Source organism: Paenibacillus sp. G2S3 (assembly GCF_030123105.1).
GTDB lineage: Bacteria > Bacillota > Bacilli > Paenibacillales > Paenibacillaceae > Paenibacillus_AQ.
Map to the genome: position 1 here is coordinate 4,193,801 of NZ_CP126095.1, position 23,740 is coordinate 4,217,540.

Below are 23,740 nucleotides of genomic sequence, written 5' to 3' on the forward strand. Positions count from 1 at the left end.
CCCACTGTGCGAAGGCTATGTAAAGACTTTTTTCACAAGAATGCTAGTGCCCATAATGAATGGCGCGAGAATATGGGGTGCAGCTTAAAAAGCCTCACGTATATGCCCCAAAGAAGCAATGCTTAAATCCTCATTCAGTAATATGCTAATGACGTCAAAAGTTACTCTTCGATCATCATAACCTTTCATATGCAAATAAACCTGTGCTGTATTTCGCACTTGATGTATTTTTCGTGCATTCACTGATTCCTCTGGAGTCCCCTGATACAGCTTTCCACTTCGACTGCGAACTTCAACAAAAATAATACAGCCTTCGTTCTCTGTAATAATATCAATTTCTCCGGTTCGACAACGCCAATTTCGCTCTAAGATCCTGTACCCACAAGTAGATAAGTACTGCACAGCTCCATCTTCAGCAGCAGAGCCCTTCTGTTTGCGGTTGTAGCGCACCCTTGGGTATGGCTCTTTCATTCTGGTCTCCGTTCACCGGCAGAACGGTCGCTTTGATACACAAAGCTGAGGATTTCAGCCACTAGCTGATAAAGCTCAGAAGGAATCTGTTGATCTAAATCGAGCTTGGAAAGAACCTCTACGAGTGCCGCGTCCTCCTGGACCGCAACTCCGCTCTCTTTGGCCTTTTGCAGAATCAGATCCGCTATCGCCCCTTGTCCTTTGGCGACAACAACAGGTGCCTCGCTTTGTCCTGGGCTATATTTGAGAGCGACCGCTTTTTTGAGCCCTTGTGAAATTGGAGGTACAGGCTCATTCTCATTCATATACGGTAATCCACTCCTTTATAGGCATCAGGAACATAATCAACAAGCTTACTATGGGTAGTGGCAAGCTCTGTAGAAAGCTTTATTTCTGGTAAAGGTTCAGTTCTTAAGCCTGACAGCTGATAACCAATCGATTCAACTGCCGTTTTAATGTCTTCACGCCGCTGTTCAAGCAGCTCAAGCACCCAAGGATGATCATTATGTAGCTTAAGACTAACGATTCGATCAACAACCTGCACATCGACCAACGTCTGTCCGATCTGCTTCATATCCAAATCAAACCAGAGCCTGCAATTGGCAGCATCCAATTCACCCTTGCGTCCCCGGCGCGACTGAATATGAACGGAAGCGGTCTCCTGCCCATCCGGACCTTGCAAAGGCAAGAACAAAGTCACTTGCGCAAAAGGAGCTGTTCGATCTGTATTGAGCAGCAGCTGTTGTCCTGTCAGCTGCTGCACTAGTCCGCTCGCGGCTTCTTTTACCGCGGGCGGCACCTCGCTGCTGCTCAGGATCTGCAGCAGCACGCCCTTCAGGGTGTCGGTGGCTTGTTCGCCGCCGACACCCGCACTGCCAAGCGCGGCCGTACCTGCCGCCGCGCGGGCCGTCTCAGCGGCGGCTACTGCGCCGCCGCGCACCGCCTGCTGCTCGTGCTCCGCACCGAGCAGCTTCAGTACCCGCCCCACCCACGACTCCGCATCCGCGGGTGGGGTGAGTGTCCGGCTGCATCGGCGGAGCCGTCGCAGCCGGGGTTCCCCACGCGGCGCGGCAGCCGCGGGGGCAGGGCTTTGTCCCGCCGCGTCAGCGGGCGGGACTATTGCGAGCTGCGGCAGGCTACCGCGCAGCTCTGTGAGCACGCCCTGCAGCTTCGCGAGCAGGGCAGCCCCACTTGCTGCTTGGGGCGCAGCACCAGCAGCAGTTCCTTCGGCGCTCACGCTCGCGCCACCTGGCATAGCCCCGCTCTTATCTAGAGTGGCAGCCCGACTTTTATCTGCATGTATAGCACTATCCAATGCCCCATCCTTATTCAAATTCAAGGCATTACCCTGAATCTCAACTTCACTGGAACGGATAAGATTATTCACTGCACTATCAGCTTGAACGCTTAAAGCACTATTTAGAGCGCCGGATGTCATGGCAGGTGTTGATTTACCAGCCGTAGACTCTGTAACAATAACACCCTTCGAGGCCTGCACTCCTTCGCCCGCCTCATCTACTAAACCTGGCTTGCCAGTTCCAATCCCCGTTTCATTATCAGAAGCTATGTTAAGAGTCACCTTGACTGGCGCACCTTGTTCAACCGGTTTCAGACCACCTTCAACGGGTCCTCCTGAAAGAGAATTACTTCCGCCTGCGATACTAGCATCAGTAGTTTTACTTGTAGCTTGTCCATTTCCTTTTGCTGCCAATTGTGCAGAGTCCGCTTCTGTAGCGTCACCCTCTACAACACCTATGTTATTACCACTTCCAGCACCTGCAGTTAACGAAGGTTCGAGCTTTCCAGTAATGGTACCCATTCCAGCTTTAGGTTCCGCGGTTATTGTTTCCTCATTAGCAATTTGACCTGCCCATATTGTAATCTGCTCTTCTAGTGCTGATAAAAGCTGATGCAGCTGCGGGCCAAATACTGCCTGCTGCAATCCTTTCACACTCTCAGCTGTAACGGGGAGTCCCCGCTTTACAGAAATGACAGCTGCGTCAAGCCACTCTGATGTAGGCACACCAGCTGGTTTTGCACTCATTACCGCATCCAGCAAAGCCGCTGTCTCTTTAGTAAGCGGAACACCTCCTGCTTGCATCGCTAGTACGATTTCTCGACCTGCTTTGGAATCAGCTAATCCTAGCGACTCCAAGGCCTCACCCATGCTTTGGGGGGTGACTAACGCCGTTTCACCGAGGGAGACCGGCTTCAATACGGGTAATCCGCCTTCTCCGGGTGGTCCAACCTGTAAGTTCATGGTTTCTCCAGGCAGTAGTGGTGTTTCTAATTCTGCACGAACAGGTGTACCTTGGATTTGCACAACCGCTTCTTTGCCTGAATCCGATACAGAGAGAACAACACCACGAACAACTTGCCCTTCTTTTAACTCTAAAGACTTCGCCGCACCAGGTTTTTGATCTCCAAGCAATCCACGGATCAATGTTCCGATATTCATACCGTTTCTCCTCCCTCCATTTTCTCTCTTCTTACTATATCGGTATTCATTTCACTTTTTTAAGCGACATTTTAAGAAGAAACGACTTTGTCTTCCTTTATGGATGACAATCATTTCTCGTATAACATATACATTCTTATTTTTCTAGAATAACGTTTGCTGCTCCGCGAGAATCCTTCCTATAAAACTGCGTCGATGCATAGGTGTTGGTCCTAGTGCCGTAATTTGTTCCCGATGAAGCTTGGTCGCGTAACCTTTATGTATCGCAATCCCATAATCAGGGTATGATTCCTCCCACAGACCTTCACACAGCCTGTCTCGTGTCACTTTAGCAATAATCGAAGCTGCTGCAATGGACTGACTATTAGCATCTCCTTTAATAATTGCCCGTTGTGGCAAAGGGAGATCTACCTTTTCAGCATCGATCAGCATATAGTCAGGAGTATGTCCCAGACTCTCTACCGCTTTTTTCATGGCTAGGCGTGAAGCTTGCTTGATATTAATCTCATCAATGACAGTAGAGTCTACATACCCCACTCCCACTGCCAGTGCTTGCTCCATTATAATCTCGTATAAAGCATCTCTCTTTTTAGCTGTAAGTTTTTTGGAATCATTTACTCCATCAATAATAAGCCCTTCTGGCAAAATCACCGCTGCTGCGACGACGTCCCCAAACAAGCAGCCTCTACCCACTTCATCTACCCCTGCTATTCGGCGATAAGACTGTTCCCAGCCTTCTTTTTCATATGCCAACATATCTAACGAACTCACTAATTTGTCACCGCCAATTATGAAATATTCTATGATCTATATAAGTCAGCTTATCATAGTAAAGCTTACATGGTCATCTAAAAATAGACGTTCCAATTTGATCCATTCCCCATAAAATGGGGCTTTGCTTCGATGTGTACTCTAGTACTTTGTGGGGCCAAAAATACATAAAAAAAGAGCCTCCGAATTTTCGGATGGCTCTTCCATACCTAGTCCATTAAACGCAGAATTCACGCCACTTAAGGCGTTTCCAGCGTAAAGCGTCCAAGCTTACCTGCCCGTAGCTCATGCAACAAGGCCCGCGAAGCTTTTTCCAGATCTACACGTCCACCACTAAGCAGACAACCGCGTTTACGACCCACGGCTTCCATAACAGCTACGATCTCATCTGGATTCTCCAGATCCTCAGGAAGCTTCTCAATGCCAAAGCGTTCTTGAAATCTAGATCCGTAGTCCTTCACCAAATATTTCACTGCATAAAAGGCGATGTCCTCAATATTCAGGATTTCTTCCTTTATTGCACCCGTTACCGCTAGGCGATAACCTACTTCTTGGTCCTCAAACTTCGGCCATAGAATACCTGGGGTATCCAGAAGCTCCAAGTTACCACCTGTCTTAATCCACTGTTGACCCTTGGTTACCCCTGGGCGGTCACCAGTAGCAGCGATACTCTTACCAGCCATCCGGTTAATGAGTGTTGATTTACCGACGTTAGGAATACCAACGATCAATGCACGCATAGCTCGCGGATTCATTCCCCTTGCGATCTGTCGGTCAATCTTTTCTTTTAACAGCAGTTTGACCTGCTCTGGAATATCCTTAACACCCGTTCCAGTAGATGCATCAACAGGATAAGCAACATGCCCTTGTCCCTTGAAGTACGCCAGCCACTTCCGTGTAATTTCCGGATCTGCCAGATCCGCCTTGTTCAAAATAATCAATCTTGGCTTGTCCCGCAAAATATCATCAATCATCGGATTGCGGCTGGAAAGCGGCAGACGGGAATCGAGCAATTCTATTACAACATCAATCAGCTTCAGCTTATCCTCGATTTGCCGCCTAGCCTTCGTCATATGACCAGGAAACCAATGAATGGCCATTGCCGTCACCTCCTTTGACTTCTGTCAACTTAATGGTTAATCAGTGTAATATCCTTTATCGGCCAGAAGATTAAATCTGCACGGCCCACAATATCACCCAGAGGTACATAACCGATCATTCGGCTATCGGTACTATCCGAGCGATTATCCCCCATAACGAACACATGTCCTTCAGGTACAGTACCATCCGTGAATTGTTCATTCGGGAAGTCTTTATTATTATACAGAGCGTTGTTACTATGCGCAGCATCAATAGCGCCTTGGATATATGTCTCGTTAACAACCTCTCCGTTAACTGTAACTACATCCCCTTCTACTTTCACGGTATCTCCAGCCACACCAATTACACGTTTAATAAAATCTCTACCCTCAGACGGCACGTGGAATACTATAACCTCGCCCCGCTGCGGAGATCTAATATCGTACAAAATCTCATTTACGATAACACGTTCACCCGTATGGAAATTAGGCTGCATGGAAGGTCCATCTACAATAAAAGGCTTGAACAAAAGCCAGCGAATCAGAAAAACCAACACTAAAGCAATCGCAATGGCCTTGATCCATTCCAAGACTTCGTTTTTGGGTTTACGTGGGTTCTGCGCGCTTGATTCCAAAGTTTCACTTTGTTCCTGCTGCATAGTTCACCGTCCTCTCTAAAATACTACTCTTACTATACAACACAAAAAAACTCCTGCCAAAAACCCCTCCACAGATACTCCTTCAGGAGGCCTTTTCGGAGAAGCTGATCCCCAAGCGTATATGTCGCACGCATTGTATACCAAGCTAAAACGCCCTCAGCGTCCTTTAAGGACAGTAAGCGTTCATGCGAGAAATATAAGAATAATGTATAACGTGAAACTTATGCTTTCTTATATTTTCAAAAAATAATAAAACGAAAGGGGCTTGAACTCAAGCCCCTTTCCTTTGTCACTATTCTAGCGACGAATTTCTTTAATTCTCGCTGCTTTACCACGTAGTTCACGAAGGTAATAAAGTTTAGCACGACGCACTTTACCACGACGAGCCACTTCGATTTTCTCGATTTTAGGCGAGTTGATTGGGAATGTTCTTTCCACACCAACACCGTAAGAAATTTTACGAACCGTAAAAGTCTCACTGATTCCACCGCCACGACGTTTGATTACAACGCCTTCGAACAACTGGATACGCTCACGAGTTCCCTCGATAACTTTTACATGCACCTTCAAAGTGTCACCCGGGCGAAAACTCGGGATATCTTTACGAAGTTGCTCTTGCGCAATAGCTTGTAGGATATTCATTAAGGACTTCCTCCTTCCGTACAGGTGTTCTTGCCTCTTCCGGAGAGAACTTTGCTCTCCCTCATTATCCGCAGCGGACCACCGTATTCCACACAACAGAGATAATAATACCATAAAGGACGGGCTAATACAACTTATTTTTTCTATTTAAAGTGGCAGCATATCTCTTTTTTTCGCCTTCGACTGGCAATCCTTACACAGGCCAACTACAGTTCCATTATCTTGTGCATAGAAGATGAGCTTTCCATTCTTCTTCTTACAAGAAGAGCAAGGCTGCTCACCTGGGCTCTGTTTGGCTTTACGATGACTATCCATTGAGATCACATTACTCCGTGTAGTGCGCGGATAATTTTTTGTGGTATTTATTTTCCGTTTCCAGACTAAAAAATATACGGCTGCCAAAACTACTAAGGCAAGCAAAATGGCAACATATTTCATTTGGCTCCCTCCACCCTTCAGGATTTATTAATGAAAGAAAATAAAAAGACCGCCCTGTTCTGCAAATGAGGTAACGGTCTATATCTGTATACAAAGTAGCCTTAGCACACCTCTTCGCTTCTATACGAAAAAAGCGACTTCCAGTAGCTACTGAAGGTTCTATATAAGCGCTTCCGCGCCTTTTTTTAATATGTACCCATACTGTATTTATTCAGCGAGTGATCCTTCATTTATTTTAGCACAATTGAAAATCGAAGTGTAGTGAACACTTTTGAGACCTAGTCTTTGGTCCAGTATAACAACCCGCCTCCAGCCGTTTTTACAGAAAAATTCCATAAGCTATACTTATAGAAGTACATAAAGGAGTCACAGAGGTAAGATCACATACACCCATATTTTAGGAGGAGTTCATTCAATGAGGAAAAGAAATAATAATAGTGTATTGGCAGCAGTAGCCGTATTGTCTATCGTACTGTTGGCAGGCTGTACTGAATTACCAGGCAGGCAATCCGCAAAAAACGAGGTTGAACAAAGTATTTCTGAGGATGCGCAGCAGAATATTGGTGAAGTTGTCAAGCAAGAGCTAGGTAAAGCAGCAGCAACTGTGCAGCAAGCCGTTGAGGAAACAGCTACTAAGGTAGTTGACGAAGTTAAAGCAGATAGTATTAGTAAAGATCTTTCTGTATCGCAAGCGATCGGCTCAGCATCCGTGCTCAGCATGGACAATGCCGTTGGAGAAATAGAAGTTACAGCGGTTGCTGGAGATCAGATCCATGTAATTGCAACTATCTCATCCCACAACAGTTCTCTTCATAAATCCGACCGTCAAAAGATTATGGATGATGCTGAAGTTTCCGTAGAGGTTAGTGGAGACACTTTGAAGGTATCCACGCATTCTAAGTCAAGTCCTAAAAAGGATTTATGGACATGGGCACAAGACAAATATGGTTATTCCGATTTTACCATAAGCTATAACATAGAGCTTCCCGCCAGTATGAATGAATATAAAATTACAAATAATGTAGGACAAATTCGTCTTCGTAATCTAGAAGGGAAATATCATATCGTCAGCAACGTTGGAGCGATCAATATTGAAGGGGCTAAATTCACTGGTAAGTCCACCGTAGAGTCCGATACGGGTAGTATACGTATGGATATAGCAGCGATGAAGGATAACAGTAGTCTAAAAGCCAAAACGCAGGTCGGTAGTCTCAGCGCTGTTCTAGCCGATGGTATGAAATGCAGCTTGGAAGCCAAAAGTGAACTCGGGCAAATCAAAGGTGTAGAAGGTGGCAAGACCGATATCAATGGAGGTGGACCCTTGTTGTCACTAAGCTCTGAGATAGGTGCGATTACAGTACAGTAAGCGGCAATAAAACAGACCGTCCGGGCTAACCGTGCGGTCTGTTTTTAATTCCTAATGATTAGATTAATGCGATGGCCAATAGGGTGAACAGACTCAAAGTTAAGATCTGATTTGAAGCATAAGGATTTCCATAAAATGCAGAAGTATGCACAGAACCATTTCCAGTTCTTAAGTAAACATTGTATCTGTCTACATCTGTAATTACGCCTTCGTGCTGTCTACCATCTCTAGTCAGAATCCGCACTCTTCTATCTTTACAACGTAAACAGTTATAATAAGCTTCCACTAGTGTACTCCTCCTCATTCGTAATGATATACTCTATGTGTAGGAGTACAGGTCGGTAACGGCGAAGTTACATAGGTCGGACGTTGAGTCAATATTTACTTTTTTCGATCCTTGTATCTTTCGTATTCCTCAAAGGTGATATAATTTAAGACCATCCATTCGAGGAGGCCAATCTCATGAATGTAGAAAGAAAACAGTTTATTAAAGAAGGCGTACTGCGTATCACCATTTTCGTTATTTTAGCTTCACTTACTTACACCGTTCGCAACTATGCATGGGCTGTTACTGTTCTCGTATGTGTTGCGCTGTACTCACTCCTTACAGGAGTACACAAAATCTTACGCAAAGAATAACATGTGCCTCCACGAACTTTTATAGCAAGCTAAAACGCCTACGGCGTCCTTTTAAGGACGGTAAGCGTTTGTGCGAGAATTATAAGAATAAAGTATATCGTGAAACTTATACTTTCTTATAATTTCAAAAATAACCACTTATCGCTGAGATCCTAGATCTCATACGAAAGTGGTTATTTACAGTTTAATCGGAGTAACAGGATTTGAACCATTTCTCATTAAAAAAATAAAACCATTAGCGACAGCGAACACAAAATTCACTGTATCTAATGGTTTTATTCAGCCTACTGATCAATCCTTAATGTTCGACCTTATGTGTTCACTCTTTAAATGGCGAATGGGAATTGCGATTTGTATAAAAATCGATAATATCATTCACGGTGCGGAGCGGCTCCGCTTCCTTGTGGATTGTGTCCACGTTAGGCTTGAATTCTTCATGCGTCTTCGTAGTCACTTCAGTTCATTCCCTTCAATAGTTAAGCTTGCTGCGTTATCAGCTGCATATATTAGTGCGGCACCTCTATTCATTACCCCATAAAGAAGCTTTTAACGCACCAATACTCATATTAATTAGAAAACTATTATTTTATTTGTTCTCAGGTACACATAACAAAAAACGCCTCCTTAACGTAAGATACGTTAAAAAGACGTCAAATATACCTGTTCCATTAAATTATCACTCCGGTTTGTCCACATTTCTTAGACGTTCCAGTGTCTTCTTGTCTTTCATCGTAAGTTCTGCAGTCTCAAGCAGGTCCGGTCTGCGTTCCAAAGTGCGCTGCAGCGCCTGCTCTCTCCGCCATATGTCGATGTTAGCATGATGACCACTCAGCAAAATATCCGGTACCTTCCAGCCGCGAAACTCAGCTGGACGTGTGTAGTGTGGATATTCTAGCAGTCCAGTGCTGAACGAGTCAGATATCGCAGAGGTTTCATTTCCAAGTGCTCCTGGCTGAAGCCGGACTATGGAATCTATAACCGTCAACGCAGGCAGCTCTCCACCTGTTAGCACGTAATCACCCATTGAAAGTTCGTCAGTTACCAGATGCTCACGAATCCGCTCATCATATCCCTCATAATGCCCACAAATAAAGATTAGATGCTGCTCTTGCGCCAGCTCTTCTGCAATCTTCTGGTTGTAGGTTTTACCTTGTGGACACATAAGGATGATACGTGGTTTCACTGAAACCTCTTCATCAGATCGACGGTTATCTATCTCATCTGGAGAAATACCAAGCACATGCTCGACTGCATTAAAAATCGGATCTGGCTTGAGCACCATGCCTCCACCGCCGCCATACGGTGTATCATCCACACTATTGTGCTTATTTCCCGAGAAATCACGGAAGTTCACAGCATTTAAGGAAACGATTCCTTTTTCACGGGCTTTACCAAGAATACTTGTGCTGAATACGCCTTCGCACATTTCCGGAAACAGCGTAAGCACATCAATTCTCATCATGGCAATAGCCCTTCCATCAAATGAACAGTAATTTTTTTAGCTTCTATGTCCACATTCAGGACTACATCGTTGATTACAGGAATAAGGATGTCTTGTCCTTTTTCAGGCTTAACAACCCATACATCATTCGCACCAGGCTGTAAGATTTCTGTAATTGTACCGAGTGGTTTGTTCTCATCTTCATCCGTGTATACCTCACAACCGACGATTTGGTGGAAGTAGTATTCGTTCTCAGGGAGATCAACCAGATCATTACTCGGAACCTTCAGGAGGCTTCCTTTATATTTTTCCACTTCATTAATGTTCGTATACCCTTTGAGCTTAACGATGAACATACCCTTGTGCTCACGAGCGGATTCTACAGTTACTTCGAATTTAGAACTGCCATCTGCAGGGATCACCTGCAGCTTTTTACCTGCAGCAAAACGAACATCAGGGAAATCGGTATGGGATAGTACTTTAATCTCCCCGCGAATACCATGCGTATTCACAAGTCTGCCTACGGTTAACTCTTCTGTCATACAACCCTCTCCTTTACAAGCTTCATCTAATCTATATTTGAACAAAAAGGAGCCGGGATATACTATCCCTAGCCCCTCATTGTACGCATCATTTAAGATAAAATATCTACAGTTACGCGTTTATCGCTCTTGACTGCTGCAGATGTGACTACTGTACGGAGCGCCTTCGCGATCCTTCCTTGTTTGCCAATGACCTTTCCTACATCATCAGGATGTACGGACAGTTCATAGACAATTAGGTGATCCTTCTCCACCGCTCGTACCGTCACATCTTCTGGATGATCCACTAAAGCCTTAGCAATTACTCCAACTAATTCTTCCATAGAGGACCCTCGCAATCAGTCATTATTTCTGTTGCTTAAGCTCATGAAACTTCTTCATTACGCCTGCTTTGGAAAGCAAGTTGCGTACTGTATCAGATGCTTGCGCACCTGTTTGAAGCCATTTAAGAGCTTTTTCCTCATCGATCTTAACTACTGCCGGTTGTTCAATCGGATTATAATAACCGATTTCCTCGATAAAACGACCGTCACGAGGGGACCGGGAATCGGAAACCACTACACGATAGAAAGGCGCTTTATGCGCTCCCATTCTTTTCAGACGAATACGTACTGCCACGAAAAATCACCTCCTTATAATAGTTTCGAGATATTAGAACAGCAAGATCATTTAAAAGGGAACTTCATCCCTTTTCCGCCTAGCCCTTTAAGCTGCTTCATGGCATTCTTCTTGGAGGCTTTGCCGCCTCCGCCCATCATGCCGGAGAATTGCTTCATCATCTTTCGCATCTCATCAAATTGCTTGATGAGGCGGTTAACCTCAGCGACCGAGGTTCCGCTACCGGCAGCAATACGCTTGCGGCGGTTATGGTTAATGATCTCAGGCTGACGTTTCTCCGTCTTAGTCATAGAATGAACTATGGCTTCAACGCGACCCATTTGCTTATCATCAACTTTTAAATCTTTAATGCCCTTGGCTTTGTTCATGCCAGGCAACATATCAAGGATTTGATCGATCGGACCAAGCTTCTTCACCTGATCCATTTGCTCAAGGAAATCATCGAACGTAAATTCCGCATTACGCATCTTACGTTCCATTTCCTTAGCTTTGTCAGTGTCGATATTCGCTTGAGCTTTTTCAATCAGCGACAGCATGTCGCCCATACCCAAAATCCGCGATGCCATACGTTCCGGATGGAACGGCTCCAATGCGTCGATCTTCTCACCTAACGCAGCGAATTTGATCGGGCAGCCAGTAACGGCTTTGACGGATAGTGCAGCACCACCACGGCTATCGCCGTCGAGCTTCGTCAACACAACCCCTGTAAGCTCAAGCTGCTTATTAAAGCTCTCGGCTACGTTCACGGCGTCTTGACCGGTCATTGCATCTACTACTAACAGAACTTCATCCGGATTTACAACATTGTGAATCTGCTTCAGTTCTTCCATCAATTCTTCATCAATGTGCAGGCGGCCTGCAGTATCAATAATTACATAATCAAGTCCGTTATCCTTCGCATGTTGTACAGCTTGTCTGGCAATCTCTACCGGACTAGTCTGATCACCTAGCGAGAACACTGGAACTTTAATCTGTTCTCCCAGCACCTGAAGCTGTTTGATCGCAGCAGGACGGTAAATATCTCCTGCAACGAGCAACGGACGATGATTGCCCTTCTGTAACAGCTTGGCCAGCTTACCTGAAGTGGTTGTCTTACCTGCCCCTTGTAGACCCACCATCATAATGACGGTTGGTGGCTTGTTCGACTTGGCCAGCTTCGCTTGGCTTCCACCCATCAGCTCGGTTAGTTCCTTGTTAACGATGTCTATAATGACCATGCCTGGTGTAAAGCTGTCCATGACTTCTTTGCCAATAGACTTCTCTTTCACCTTGGCCACGAATTCTTTAACTACCTTGAAGTTAACATCGGCTTCCAGAAGGGCCAGCCGTACTTCGCGCATAGCTTCGTTTACGTCATCTTCGGATACTTTACCTTTACCGCGCAGCTTGCTGAACACATTCTGCAATCTTCCGGTTAAACCTTCAAACGCCATATGCAGATTTCTCCCTTCATGCTACTCTAACCTCTGCAAGCGATCCACGATCTCCGCGAACCGAAGTTTATATTGCTCAGGCAGCATCCCATTCTCCGGCAGTCTGCGCAGTTCATCTAAATATTTGGTACGACTCTCATGTTTCACTAATAAACCAAGTTTTTCTTCATAATTCTCTAAGACTTGCTCCGCCCGTTTAATATGTTCATAAACGGCTTGGCGACTGATTTCAAATTCAGCGGCGATTTCTCCCAAGGAAAAATCATCGTGAAAATAATATTTAAGAAACGTTTGCTGCTTATCTGTAAGCAGTCGTTCATAGAAGGCAAAAAGCAGATTGATACGATTCGTTTTCTCGAGTCTATTCTCCTGACTCATTAAGGGCACTCCCTTCGTCAAGGAAAAACACTTTACACCTTCACAACGTCCCTTATGATACCTAAAAGAAAGAGAGATGTCAAGCACTTTTGCTTGTCATCTCTTTCTTTATTAAAAATCCCTTATTCCCGTAGATATCCCACTTGAAATTATTGGATCGGCAGCACATAAATCAATACGGCGAAGAAGTGTGTGACACTACCTGCAAGCACAAATACATGCCATATCGCATGATGGTAAGGAAACCCTCTCCATACATAAAACACAGTACCTAATGTATAGAGCACCCCACCAGCCATCAGCAGCATCATACCCCCATCTGCAATTACAGCCGAAAGTGGGTTCCAGGCGATTACAATTAGCCACCCCATGGCGATGTAGAATATGGTGGACATGAATAGAAACTTTTTAACAAAAAATGCTTTGAAGAAAACGCCAAACACTGCGATCCCCCAAATAACGCCGAATAAGCTCCAGCCAAGCGTACCCCGAATGGCGACTAACAAAAAGGGCGTATACGTGCCTGCAATAAACAGATAAATAGCGGAATGATCGAAAAATTCGAACAAATCCTTCGCCTTACCCTCCTTGAGACTATGCACTAGTGTTGAATTTAGATACAGAAGCAGCATTGTCGTTCCATAAATGGAGAAGCTGACCACATGCCATGTTGTTCCTTTCAGACTTGCAAAAACAACAAGCAGGACAAGTGCAGCCACACTTAATACCGTTCCAATCCCGTGCGTAATCGCATTCGCGACTTCTTCTCTCCGGCTGTAGGTGTGAGTATTTGCCATATCCATATCCTTCCGTCTAAGCTTTCTTCCCATTATACCACGCGTGCCCTACTTGATTACAGTTTGTAAATCTCCGTATACTTCGCTTCTAAATAATCAGCCAAATAATCTGGGCTCAGCGGTTCGCCTGTTACTTGTTCAATGATTTGGGAAGGCGTTAAGCTATTTCCGAAACGATAGATCTTATCCGTTAACCACTCTTTAATAGGAAGTAGGTTCCCTGCAGCAATTAATTCATCTAACTCCGGCAATTCCTTGCGAAGTGTATTCAGAATTTGCGCAGCGTACATATTACCTAAGGAGTAAGAAGCAAAATATCCGAAATCCCCGCCAGACCAATGGACATCCTGCAGTACGCCCAGAGCGTTATTAGGTGGAGTAATCCCCAAATACTCTTGATACTTAGCATTCCATACCTCTGGCAGGTCTTTTACAGAAAGCCCCTCATTAAAAATAAGCTTCTCGATCTCATAACGCACAATAATGTGCAGATTGTATGTAAGCTCATCTGCTTCGATCCGAATAAAAGAGTTCTCCACACTGTTGATCGCCCGGTAGAAATCTTCCAACTCCACATTTGCAAGCTGCTCAGGGAATTGCTGTTGAAGATCACCGTAATATCGTTCCCAGAAAGCCCGGCTGCGTCCGATCATGTTCTCCCATAGTCTCGACTGAGATTCATGAATCCCCATCGATGCTCCTTGTGCCAGAGGGGTTCCAACAAAATCCTTGCTGATATTTTGTTCATAAAGCGCATGTCCACCTTCATGCAATGAACTGAATATAGCACTCGTCACATTATCAAGCAGGTAAGCGGTCGTAATACGAACGTCGCCTGGATTCAATCCCGTAGCAAAAGGATGTACACTCTCATCTAGACGGCCTGCATCAAAATCGTAGCCCATTTGCTCCAGAATAAAGTTACCGAACTTTTCCTGCTGCTCTTTAGGGAAGATCTGTTGTAAGAAGCTTGTGTCCGGTTTATTGGGTGAAGCAGCGATAGCTTCTACCAATGGTACCAAACGGCTGCGCAGGCGGCTGAATACTTCATCCACTTTTTCTACCGTAAGATCAGGCTCATACATATCAAGAAGTGTATCGTACCGCGTTCCTTTTACACCCCAATAATCGATAAATTCTTGCTTTAGAGCAACGATCTTGCTTAAATAAGGTTCAAAAGTAGCAAAATCATTGTTCTCCTTGGCTTCTTCCCAAATCGTTTGGGAATGTGCGGACAGGACAGCGTACTCCTCAAATCTTTTGGAAGGGATGCTCTTGCTTCGCTCATATTCTTTACGGCAATCGGTAACAATCTTCTTCTGATCATGTGAAAGCTGGGTAATCACTTCAGGACGGGTAAAAAATTCTGTAAAATCTCCCATCTCCTCTGAAATTCCGAGTCTGAATAGTTCTCCACTCAGCATCCCTATCGTACCCGAACGAACCTCTACTCCCTTACGTGGTGCACCGGTGCGTAAATCCCAGTGAAGTAATTCTATGGCCTCTGAATATCCACTTATTTTTGATAATAACTCGCTAAATTTCTCCCACTGTTCCTTCACTTGCTGTTCCATTTTATTACACCTGCTTTCTCTGTTTTGCCGACTCCTCTTGATGATACTTTTTTGAATGAGTATAATCAACTTCAGAGATTACATCTCTAATTTTAAATATTCAATGGGTTACATAAGAAGCAGGACTTGCTTCGCACAAAATTCGAAGGAGCGTGAACAGGCTATGATGATTCAAGTTACACCTCTCGCAGAAAGGAAGTTGAAGGAAAGGCTTGAAGATCGGCCAGGATTTTTCAAGCTCTTTTATGATACGGAAGGCTGCGGGTGTGACGGAATTAATGTGTTACTGATTGTTTCAGAAGTGGAGGACGGCGATTCCAGGATTGAAAGTGATTCCCTTCCCTTTATCGTAAGCCGCCAGCAGGAAATCTTTTATGAAGACAAGATGCGACTCGATGCCGAGGAACGTTTCTCTTCCTTTAAGCTAGACAGTGATTCACAGATTTACGGAAAAAATATCCTGGTAAGAGATATGCGTAGTGTAAGTACATTTTAGTAATTTTAGGGAGGAAGAATAACCATGAGCCATGTATCCGATATTATTAACTTTAATAAGAGTTTTGTAGAGAATAAAGAGTATGAAGCATATTTAACAAGCCGCTATCCCGATAAAAAAATGTTGATTATCACTTGTATGGATACCCGTCTGGTTGAACTATTACCAAAAGCTATGAACTTTAAGAACGGTGATGTCAAAATCATCAAAAATGCCGGTGCGGTTATTTCTCAGCCCTTTGGTAGTGTTATGCGTAGTGTCATGGTTGCGTTATATGAACTTGACGCGGAGGAAGTTATCGTTGTTGGGCACTATGAATGCGGTATGGCTTCCCTCAATGCAGATCATATGATCAATTCCATAAAAGAACGCGGAGTATCCGAAGAGGTGCTAAACACGCTGGAGAATTCCGGGATCAAGCTTACCAAGTGGTTACGCGGGTTTGACAATATCCAAGAAGGGGTATCCCAAACTGTGAATCTGATCAATAAGCATCCATTACTACCCCCAAATGTACCAGTGCATGGCATGATCATCGATCCGGCTACCGGAGCGCTTGAGCTTGTCGTTGATGGGTATAAATAACTTAAGTAACAACTCTCTAACTTCTGTTTGCGTGGATCCTGAATCCACGCTTTTTTTGTGAATAAAAAAGTGTAAATTATGACAAGCATAAATTTTCTTATTTTTTAAATAAAAATTGAAACCTAGTGGGACTAGCTGCGTATTACTGAACATGCACACTAATTCATACTCACAGGAGGGTTTTCGTACTAAATGAAACCAATGAAACGCGTAATGATGATTGTAATGGCCTTCACTCTATTTTTCGCCGTAGCTACCCCGAACTTTGTGGATGCGAAGCGAGGCGGGGGCGGATTTAAATCCGGCACTCGTAGCTATTCAACAACTCCAAAAAAATCAACAACCGATAATGTAAGAAAAAGCGATAGCACTAAAAGCTCCACAGCAGGGTCTACTGCGAATACAAAACGTGGATTCTTCAGCGGTGGCGGCTTAATGAAAGGTATGATGATCGGTGGTTTGGCTGGCTTAATGTTCGGCGGAATGTTCGCCGGTATGGGTGCTTTCGGTAACATTCTAGGCCTCGCCATTAACTTGCTTGCTATCTATGTACTCGTAATGCTCGTGATGTCCTTCTTCCGTCGTAGAAAAGAACGTCGTCGCTTAGAAGAACAGGGTGGGCGTTACTAATGTCAACAATGGTTCTAAGCATGGATGAGATCATTAACGCCCTATGTCTACACATGGCAGAACGAAAAATGGTTCGCCCAGAAGATGTTCAGGTAGAACTGAGCTGGGAAGAAGATACCGGTTACTCTGCAGAGGTTTGGGTTCAGGGACGTAGTCAATATTTAGTTGAGTCCAACATGATCGAAGCGATCCTACGTTACATGCTTAGCGAATATGGCATTCGTTCCTATCGCGAAGATGTAAGGCTAGACCTCGATGAGGAAATTACCGCGATTGTAACTACAGGGAACTAATAGTAAAAGGGACAACCCAAATGGTTGTCCCTTTTTTTGTATGCATTTATTCATAGAAAAATTGCTTTACCGTTCCTACTCCGTCAGTCACATCAACTTCAGCGTACGCACCGTTAATAAGCGTAATTTGCGGTGGAATATGACCACAATCTATATCATACACAATAGGTACCTGGAGTTCCTCAGAAAGCTCTGCGTAGATGTCTTCGGCCGTGTAGTTCTCTACTGGTCGATTAGCAGGACTTCTGCCAAACATAATGCCAGAACAATTCTCAAACCATCCTGCCAGCTTCATCTGAACTAATGACCTACGTACATCAACCGTATTCAGTTCGCAATTCTCCAAGTACCATAGAATCGGTTCATTGTTAATCATTTGTTCTTGGAAATGCTGCAGATTACCAAATGGTGTGCCAATCAGATGCCTAATGACATCTATGCAGCCCCCTAGTAGACGTCCTTTCATAGTTACAGGACCAGAGGATACAGTCTTCCAACGGGTATCTTCTGTCAAATGGAATACATAAGGCGTAGGAGCATCATGCTGCCATTCCCCCTGATATTTAAGTGATGAATGCTGGACGATAGAACCCCCTGCTTTCGTCTCTAGAACCGCTTCCCACATGGCCGTGGTGTCATCTGAATACTCTCCTCTTAAATCAACAAGGTTAGTCCCGTGGGCCGTGGCAATCCCTGTTCTTAACGTAACTGCAAGCAACAGCACGCTAATGTCTGAATACCCTAAGATCCACTTGTCCTTCATAGTATCAAAATCAATAAATTCAAGAACCTCAATTAACAACTCCCCACCCCAAGGCGGAATAAGGATGTCAATATGCTCACTGCCCATCATCTCGTTAAACTCCTGAGCACGAACTTTGGCTGATGCGGATTTGGCTTTCTCTTGCGTCCATACCGTATCCCCACAAATCATTTTAAATCCTTTAGACTCCAAACGGCTTGAAGTAAGCTTAATTAACTCTGCATTTTGAGCGCCTACTCCAGATGAAGGTGCTGTTACCCCTACTGTCGCATTCTTGTTCAAAATAGGATATCTAATCATATGACACCTCCCAGTTTACAGCAATTATATCAAGAGTAACCTTCATGTACACACAAAAAAAGAACATGGCTAGTCGCATCAACTTATGATTGCGAAATCAGCGCATGTTCTTATTCAATAGAATACAAGCTTTAGATTAATGAAATGGCAAGTAGCTCGAACAACACAAGCGGCAAGATCACATTATTATTAGGAGGACCTGGGTAAGGACCTGGGCCTGGGTGTGGACCGGGATATGGACCAGGACCAGGACCAGGACCCGGGCCCGGATGAGGATGATAAGGTTGGTATGGATTATAATATCCGCGTGGCATTTGCCCATTTACCGCAACGTTCAAATACAAATGTTTATTATCTACTCCGGCAATAGTGCCCTCATGCACTAAGCCATCTAAAGTCTGTACATTCACCCTATGGTTAAGGTAGGGCTTGCAGGAATGATGTAAGGAATCGCGGACACCGTGCAGGTGCCGGATCACAGCAGGATCGGCCTGATAAATCACATTCCGCTCTTGCCCAGTGTTATATGTCGACATGGATGTTCTGACCTCCGTAAATGGATTTGCTCCATTCTATGCAGAAGCCTATTTCACGGTGCCTATTTAAGAGATATCCTTATACTGGAAGGGCTACCTTTTCAACTTTTACATTTACCGAAACAAGGGACAAGCCCATCATATTCTCTACAGCATTACGTACATTTTTCTGCAGCATATAGCAGACCTCTTGAATCACACATCCATAATTAACAATAACCCGCAGGTCGATGGCAACGTCTACTTCCTTCACTTCTACAGACAATCCTTTTTTCACATTTTTACCGCCCAAACGTTTGGCCCAGTTGTCCGAAATATTACTTCCTGACATCCCAGCAATACCTGGTGTTTCTAGAACCACCTGTCCAACGATCGATGTGACTACATCATCTGAGATATGAATTAATCCTTGCTCGGTTCCTTCATTCATATAAACAACCTCCATCATATTTGATAATTTAAGAGATATTAAAGCCTCTCCTCTACCTCTACCTCTACCTCTACCTCTACCCTTTGGTTCTTAACAAACAAATTGTACACTTTGGTCAAGACGATTTTCACAATCATATACAGTGGAATAATTAGCAATATCGCAATAATCCCGCCTATATCTCCACCAACCAACACTAAGATGATCGTAGTCAATGGATGAATATCAAGCTTTTTCCCAAAAATGTAGGGAGCAATCAGATTATCCTGGATTTGCTGAGCTACGAGAACGATGATGATGGACCAAACTGCAATGGACGGTGATTGGATGAATCCGATAATAAAAATAGGGATACTGGAGAGAATCGCACCAATAAAAGGTACAAAATTCATCACAACGGCGATCACTGTCAACAACAATGCATACTGCAGACCAATAATAAGGAAACCAATATACATCAGAACACCAAGCGCCAGATTGACTAACACCCGACCAACGATAAATCCACTTAATGCACTGTCAATTTCACTCATCATTGTAGTCCCTTCTCCACGATACTTCTTTGGAAAGAAACTTACAATCTTACGTCCAAATTTCCCACCTTCCTTAAGCATGTAAAATAACATAATAGGAAAGGTAAATAAAATAATCGCGAAATTTGAAACAAAGGAGAATAGACCCGTTACGTAATTCGAAATCAGATTAAATCCTTTATTCAAGTATTCAGTCAGTTGGGAAGCTAGATCCATATCTGCTGGGATAATAGAAGCCAGAAATCCACTGTCCTCGAGCCTCAATAGCTGCTGATTTACGGCTGCGATCAGATTTGGCATATTATCGACAAAATTAATTAGCTGTGTTCGAAGTGAAGGCCATACTCCAATACTAAAACCAAACAAGAGCAATGCAATGACCACATATACGATGATGATCGCAACAGAGCGATTTAGTTTATATTTCTCCAAAGTATTGATTAGAGGTCGGAGTAAATAATAGAAAAATCCTGCCAACATTAAGGGCACGATAATAACATTGAACAAAGACAAGATTGGACTGAAAATAAAATTAACTTGTGAGCCTAGAAATACGATACCTAACACCAAAAGGATCGCTATACAAACTCGAATGAATGTGTTCAGTTTAGCCATAGTTCTCTCCCATCTTCTATTTTCAAGTGTCTTTCATCTCGCTATTTGGAAATACGTATGGTGAATATCGTTAGTTCCTTGTTTCCGCGACTGAGATGAAGCGTGCCACCCATTTTCTCTGTATTTTTCATAGCAATGGATAAACCAAGACCCGTTCCACCTGTAGTTAACCGCGCTTTGTCTCCACGAACAAACGGATCAAACAATGTTGACCAAAGCTCTTCAGGAATGCCTACTCCGGTATCTGCAATTTCAATAGCAACCTGACTCTCCGAGGGTATAACCTCCACACGCAAATGTGTGCCTGGTGGATTGTAGGTCAAAGCATTGGAGATCAAATTATGAACTACACTCGAGAGAAGCTCCGCATCAAAGCTTGCGAATACTTCCTGTTCAGGAACATTCAGCTGCAGGATGAAGTTCTTTTGTTCTATCTCACCATAGGAGTCTGCAACGATCTCACGAATAAATTCGCCCAGTTCTTGACGCTCCATTCGCAGTAAAAAATCTGGGGAATCTATTTTAAGTAGCTCCACCATATTTTGAATCAGCTTGGTCACTTGTGAGGATTTATTATAAATATAGGTTAAATAACGCTTTTGGCGTTCTTCATCCTCACCACGTCCTTCAACCAACGCCTGTGCAAAACCCTGTATGCTCGTAATAGGTGTCTTCAGATCATGAGAAAGATCAACCATCATCCGTTTCTTACTTTCCTCTGCTTGGCGTTTTTCTTTGGTCGTCTTCTCAATTACATCCGCCATATAATTAAAAGTCTCCCCAATTTGCGAAAATTCTTTCTCAGCATATAGCGAGATACGAGTATCATAATTCCCTTCAATCATCTGCTTCAAACCAAGCGTAATGATACGTAGCGGCTTCCTAATTCTTCGTGCCACCCAGTAGCTGTACACGATAATAAGCAAGAGAACCATTCCAACTCCTAAAAAAACATAGTATGAAAGCGAGTGGTTAAAATACGCAACTAATGGATCACTATTAATGGATATGTCGACGACTTCTCTAGGGATTTTCAGAAGCAGCCACTCTGATTCATTCTGATTATTACTTGTGGTCAATGAGTAGTAGTACTCCTGATCTTCACCATTTTGCAGATTACTTAAGAGCTGGTTATCGTTATATTGTGTTACATCATCTTTCTTCTCCCCAACAACCTCGATGACCTTTTTGTCTTGACCCAAGACCTCAATCCATCCCCCGCTACGCAGAAGCCGTTTGGTTTCTATCCCATGCTCCAGATTATCTCGATAGGCACTTGCTTCAACCTTCAAATCAGGATCAGCGATTTTATTTTTTTCGAACATATGGGTCACATCAAGATTAATGAACAAATAATAAACAATCACGAGAAAAAACAAAATGCAGATGAATAGCAAAAAATCCAGCGTCAGCGATGATTGTAAAGGTCGTTGATCTCTATTGCTCCATAGGCGCTTCAATTTTGTATCCCAGCCCTCTAATAGTCTTTAAATAAACCGGCTTTTTGGAATCTTGCTCGATCTTCTCCCGAATATTACTGATATGTACCATGATACTATTATCTTCGTACACATAGAAATCTTCCCACACAGCCTCATATATTTTTTTTCGGGTAAAGACTCGGCCTGGTTGCTTCATCATTAATTCCAGAATTTTGTACTCGGTAGACGTAAGAACGATGGGTTCTCCTGAACGATAGAGCTGACACTGACTTTGATCCAGCCTCAATTCTCCCAACACAATCTGTTCAGTCGTCTTTTCTTCAATAATCTGTGCGTCAAAATGATGTACCCGCCGCAGTAATGCTCCTGCACGAGCTACAATTTCTAATGGATTAAACGGTTTGGAAATATAATCGTCGGCACCGAGCTCCAGACCCAGAATTTTGTCGTAATGTTCGCTTTTGGCAGATAAAAACAACACCGGAAAATGATGAGCTTCACGAATCTTCTTCAATAATTGCAGTCCATCTAGTCCAGGCATCATAATATCAAGAATCGCCAAATCAATTTTATGGTTCTGTACTTGCTTTAACGCTTCAGTCCCACTGTTCGCTTCCACAATGTTGTACTCTTTCTCTAAATATAATCTCAACAATTCCACAATTTCTGCTTCGTCATCTGCGATTAGAATTGTATACACAGTAATCACCCCATCTAACTATAATCTTCGATTATTAAACCCACCTAAATCCAATCTAAAGAATAGCTAAATTATTACATCAATCAACTTCTTATATCTAAATAAAAATCGCACACAGGAACTCGTCCCATGTACGATCGTAAAATTCCAGAAATCTAAACATCAGCTGGCAAGTATAGAGACCCTCTGTGTCTTTTAAAAAGCTACCCCAATTCCACCTTCACCAGCATAGGTTCCCATTACAGGCCCCATACTTGAGAGTAAAACCTCTTTGAATGGGTGCTTTTGTAAAATGCGTTCTTTAATCTCAAGCGCAAGCTTCTCACAGTTACTGTGTACTATAGCGATAACAGCCTTCTCGTAGTCATGCTGCTTCTCATCCAAATGCGCAAGCAGCCGGTTTAATGCCTTTGGAAGACCCCGGGTCTTCTCCACTACCTCAACAGTACCCTCTTCGCTGATTTTAAGCAGTAGTTTAATATTTAGCACGGAAGCAACCGCTCCTGATATCCGGCTTAGACGTCCGCCCTTCATTACATTCTCAAGTGTATCCAGTGTAAAATATGCGCGAACTTCATCCATTTGCTGAAGCACCTTGTCCTTCAGTTCCTGCAGACTTGAACAAGTCTGTGACCATTTCGCCGCAAGGCCCACGATCAGCGACAACCCGCCAGAAAAGGTCTTGGAATCTATAACCTCTATCGCATTGGTGTGTCCTTCTTCTTGGTACATTTCCATAGCGATCATAGCCGTCTGATAAGTGCTACTAATATTAGAGGACATACAAATGACCATAATGTCAGTACCTTCCTCTACTTGCCTGAATGTCTCAAGGAATTGGTTTGGACTTGGACTTGCCGTAGTAGGTAGCTCCTTGGATTCGCTCATTTTAGCATAAAAGGTTTTCGTATCCGTATCCGCAGGCATTAACTCATGCCCAAAATGAACCGGTAGATGGACCACGGAAACATTATACTTCTCCATGTAGTCAAGGGGTAGGTCAGAACCGCTATCTGTTATGATCTTGATTGCCATAATATAAGTACTCTCCTTTCAATATCAGTACTATTATAGCTATCGCCAAATGAAATCTCCAGTAACCAATATAACT

General features: G+C 43.7%; 30 protein-coding genes. 6 read left to right on the top strand and 24 right to left on the bottom strand.

Annotated elements, in window-relative coordinates:
• Positions 1-84: 84 nt before the first annotated feature.
• The 8 genes from QNH28_RS18355 to QNH28_RS18390 form a co-directional block, all read right to left on the bottom strand.
• On the bottom strand, positions 85-471 hold the full coding sequence (locus QNH28_RS18355) for a YraN family protein (RefSeq protein ID WP_283907949.1): 387 nt from the start codon (positions 469-471) through the stop codon (positions 85-87).
• Positions 468-776: an EscU/YscU/HrcU family type III secretion system export apparatus switch protein gene (locus QNH28_RS18360; protein ID WP_042128964.1), complete on the bottom strand. Its 309-nt coding sequence runs from the start codon at positions 774-776 to the stop codon at positions 468-470. Before QNH28_RS18360 ends, QNH28_RS18355 begins: the two co-directional genes overlap by 4 nt.
• Positions 773-2,929 (bottom strand): DNA ligase, encoded by a 2,157-nt coding sequence (locus QNH28_RS18365; RefSeq protein ID WP_283907950.1) that lies wholly within the window; start codon positions 2,927-2,929, stop codon positions 773-775. Before QNH28_RS18365 ends, QNH28_RS18360 begins: the two co-directional genes overlap by 4 nt.
• 144 nt (positions 2,930-3,073) lie before the next feature.
• Positions 3,074-3,685, bottom strand: coding sequence for a ribonuclease HII (locus tag QNH28_RS18370; protein WP_283912199.1), 612 nt, complete (start codon positions 3,683-3,685; stop codon positions 3,074-3,076).
• 254 nt (positions 3,686-3,939) lie between these two features.
• Positions 3,940-4,800 (bottom strand): ribosome biogenesis GTPase YlqF, encoded by an 861-nt coding sequence (gene ylqF, locus QNH28_RS18375; protein ID WP_283907951.1) that lies wholly within the window; start codon positions 4,798-4,800, stop codon positions 3,940-3,942.
• 29 nt (positions 4,801-4,829) lie between these two features.
• The gene (gene lepB / locus QNH28_RS18380; protein ID WP_283907952.1) at positions 4,830-5,438 is read right to left on the bottom strand and encodes a signal peptidase I; all 609 of its coding nucleotides are present in this window, start codon (positions 5,436-5,438) and stop codon (positions 4,830-4,832) included.
• Positions 5,439-5,735: 297 nt separating this feature from the next.
• Positions 5,736-6,080: a 50S ribosomal protein L19 gene (gene rplS, locus QNH28_RS18385; RefSeq protein WP_283907953.1), complete on the bottom strand. Its 345-nt coding sequence runs from the start codon at positions 6,078-6,080 to the stop codon at positions 5,736-5,738.
• Between the two features lie 147 nt (positions 6,081-6,227).
• Positions 6,228-6,518, bottom strand: a complete 291-nt coding sequence (locus QNH28_RS18390) for a hypothetical protein (protein WP_283907954.1) — start codon at positions 6,516-6,518, stop codon at positions 6,228-6,230.
• Between the two features lie 415 nt (positions 6,519-6,933).
• On the opposite strand from QNH28_RS18390, the gene QNH28_RS18395 reads away from it, so the two are divergent.
• Positions 6,934-7,884 carry a hypothetical protein gene (locus tag QNH28_RS18395; protein ID WP_283907955.1) on the top strand — a complete coding sequence of 317 codons (951 nt, stop codon included), beginning with the start codon at positions 6,934-6,936 and terminating at the stop codon, positions 7,882-7,884.
• A 58-nt stretch (positions 7,885-7,942) separates the two neighbouring features.
• Here QNH28_RS18395 and QNH28_RS18400 read toward each other — a convergent pair whose 3' ends face one another.
• On the bottom strand, positions 7,943-8,170 hold the full coding sequence (locus QNH28_RS18400; protein ID WP_283907956.1) for a hypothetical protein: 228 nt from the start codon (positions 8,168-8,170) through the stop codon (positions 7,943-7,945).
• 176 nt (positions 8,171-8,346) lie between these two features.
• On the opposite strand from QNH28_RS18400, the gene QNH28_RS18405 reads away from it, so the two are divergent.
• Positions 8,347-8,523: a hypothetical protein gene (locus QNH28_RS18405; RefSeq protein WP_156113147.1), complete on the top strand. Its 177-nt coding sequence runs from the start codon at positions 8,347-8,349 to the stop codon at positions 8,521-8,523.
• Between the two features lie 676 nt (positions 8,524-9,199).
• Here QNH28_RS18405 and trmD read toward each other — a convergent pair.
• The 8 genes from trmD to QNH28_RS18445 all read right to left on the bottom strand — a co-directional run bounded on the left by trmD (position 9,200) and on the right by QNH28_RS18445 (position 15,306).
• Positions 9,200-9,982, bottom strand: a complete 783-nt coding sequence (gene trmD / locus QNH28_RS18410) for a tRNA (guanosine(37)-N1)-methyltransferase TrmD (RefSeq protein ID WP_283912200.1) — start codon at positions 9,980-9,982, stop codon at positions 9,200-9,202.
• Positions 9,982-10,506: a ribosome maturation factor RimM gene (gene rimM / locus QNH28_RS18415; RefSeq protein WP_283907957.1), complete on the bottom strand. Its 525-nt coding sequence runs from the start codon at positions 10,504-10,506 to the stop codon at positions 9,982-9,984. Before rimM ends, trmD begins: the two co-directional genes overlap by 1 nt.
• A 92-nt stretch (positions 10,507-10,598) precedes the next feature.
• Positions 10,599-10,829, bottom strand: a complete 231-nt coding sequence (locus QNH28_RS18420) for a KH domain-containing protein (RefSeq protein WP_042128982.1) — start codon at positions 10,827-10,829, stop codon at positions 10,599-10,601.
• A 22-nt stretch (positions 10,830-10,851) separates the two neighbouring features.
• Positions 10,852-11,124 carry a 30S ribosomal protein S16 gene (rpsP, locus tag QNH28_RS18425; protein WP_036688604.1) on the bottom strand — a complete coding sequence of 91 codons (273 nt, stop codon included), beginning with the start codon at positions 11,122-11,124 and terminating at the stop codon, positions 10,852-10,854.
• 47 nt (positions 11,125-11,171) lie between these two features.
• Positions 11,172-12,557: a signal recognition particle protein gene (gene ffh, locus QNH28_RS18430; RefSeq protein ID WP_283907958.1), complete on the bottom strand. Its 1,386-nt coding sequence runs from the start codon at positions 12,555-12,557 to the stop codon at positions 11,172-11,174.
• Between the two features lie 21 nt (positions 12,558-12,578).
• Positions 12,579-12,935 carry a YlxM family DNA-binding protein gene (ylxM, locus tag QNH28_RS18435; protein WP_283907959.1) on the bottom strand — a complete coding sequence of 119 codons (357 nt, stop codon included), beginning with the start codon at positions 12,933-12,935 and terminating at the stop codon, positions 12,579-12,581.
• Positions 12,936-13,084: 149 nt separating this feature from the next.
• Positions 13,085-13,732, bottom strand: a complete 648-nt coding sequence (gene trhA / locus QNH28_RS18440; RefSeq protein WP_283907960.1) for a PAQR family membrane homeostasis protein TrhA — start codon at positions 13,730-13,732, stop codon at positions 13,085-13,087.
• A gap of 56 nt (positions 13,733-13,788) precedes the next feature.
• Entirely contained in the window at positions 13,789-15,306 is a 1,518-nt protein-coding gene (locus tag QNH28_RS18445) for a carboxypeptidase M32 (protein WP_283907961.1), read from the bottom strand.
• Between the two features lie 163 nt (positions 15,307-15,469).
• Here QNH28_RS18445 and QNH28_RS18450 point away from each other — a divergent pair, with 163 nt between their 5' ends.
• The 4 genes from QNH28_RS18450 (at position 15,470) to QNH28_RS18465 (ending at position 17,310) form a co-directional block, all read left to right on the top strand.
• Positions 15,470-15,802, top strand: a complete 333-nt coding sequence (locus QNH28_RS18450) for an iron-sulfur cluster biosynthesis family protein (RefSeq protein ID WP_283907962.1) — start codon at positions 15,470-15,472, stop codon at positions 15,800-15,802.
• A gap of 24 nt (positions 15,803-15,826) precedes the next feature.
• Positions 15,827-16,387, top strand: a complete 561-nt coding sequence (locus QNH28_RS18455) for a beta-class carbonic anhydrase (protein ID WP_042189481.1) — start codon at positions 15,827-15,829, stop codon at positions 16,385-16,387.
• Positions 16,388-16,588: 201 nt separating this feature from the next.
• Complete coding sequence (locus QNH28_RS18460) at positions 16,589-17,017, top strand: hypothetical protein (protein ID WP_283912201.1); 429 nt, start codon at positions 16,589-16,591, stop codon at positions 17,015-17,017.
• A gap of 8 nt (positions 17,018-17,025) precedes the next feature.
• The gene (locus tag QNH28_RS18465; RefSeq protein WP_283912202.1) at positions 17,026-17,310 is read left to right on the top strand and encodes a YxcD family protein; all 285 of its coding nucleotides are present in this window, start codon (positions 17,026-17,028) and stop codon (positions 17,308-17,310) included.
• A 46-nt stretch (positions 17,311-17,356) separates the two neighbouring features.
• Here the strand turns inward: QNH28_RS18465 and QNH28_RS18470 are convergent, their stop codons facing one another.
• From QNH28_RS18470 to QNH28_RS18500, 7 genes are all read right to left on the bottom strand, one after another.
• A complete protein-coding gene (locus QNH28_RS18470) occupies positions 17,357-18,373 on the bottom strand; it encodes a S66 family peptidase (protein ID WP_283907963.1) in 1,017 nt (338 codons plus the stop codon).
• Positions 18,374-18,504: 131 nt separating this feature from the next.
• Complete coding sequence (locus QNH28_RS18475; RefSeq protein ID WP_283907964.1) at positions 18,505-18,909, bottom strand: hypothetical protein; 405 nt, start codon at positions 18,907-18,909, stop codon at positions 18,505-18,507.
• 79 nt (positions 18,910-18,988) lie between these two features.
• On the bottom strand, positions 18,989-19,339 hold the full coding sequence (locus QNH28_RS18480; protein WP_042129003.1) for an Asp23/Gls24 family envelope stress response protein: 351 nt from the start codon (positions 19,337-19,339) through the stop codon (positions 18,989-18,991).
• A gap of 38 nt (positions 19,340-19,377) precedes the next feature.
• On the bottom strand, positions 19,378-20,487 hold the full coding sequence (locus tag QNH28_RS18485; RefSeq protein ID WP_283907965.1) for an AI-2E family transporter: 1,110 nt from the start codon (positions 20,485-20,487) through the stop codon (positions 19,378-19,380).
• A gap of 41 nt (positions 20,488-20,528) precedes the next feature.
• Positions 20,529-21,947, bottom strand: a complete 1,419-nt coding sequence (locus QNH28_RS18490; protein ID WP_283907966.1) for a sensor histidine kinase — start codon at positions 21,945-21,947, stop codon at positions 20,529-20,531.
• Positions 21,925-22,629, bottom strand: a complete 705-nt coding sequence (locus QNH28_RS18495) for a response regulator transcription factor (RefSeq protein ID WP_283907967.1) — start codon at positions 22,627-22,629, stop codon at positions 21,925-21,927. The genes QNH28_RS18490 and QNH28_RS18495 overlap by 23 nt, the downstream gene beginning before the upstream one ends.
• A gap of 195 nt (positions 22,630-22,824) precedes the next feature.
• The gene (locus tag QNH28_RS18500; protein ID WP_042189493.1) at positions 22,825-23,664 is read right to left on the bottom strand and encodes a DegV family protein; all 840 of its coding nucleotides are present in this window, start codon (positions 23,662-23,664) and stop codon (positions 22,825-22,827) included.
• Positions 23,665-23,740: the final 76 nt, after the last annotated feature.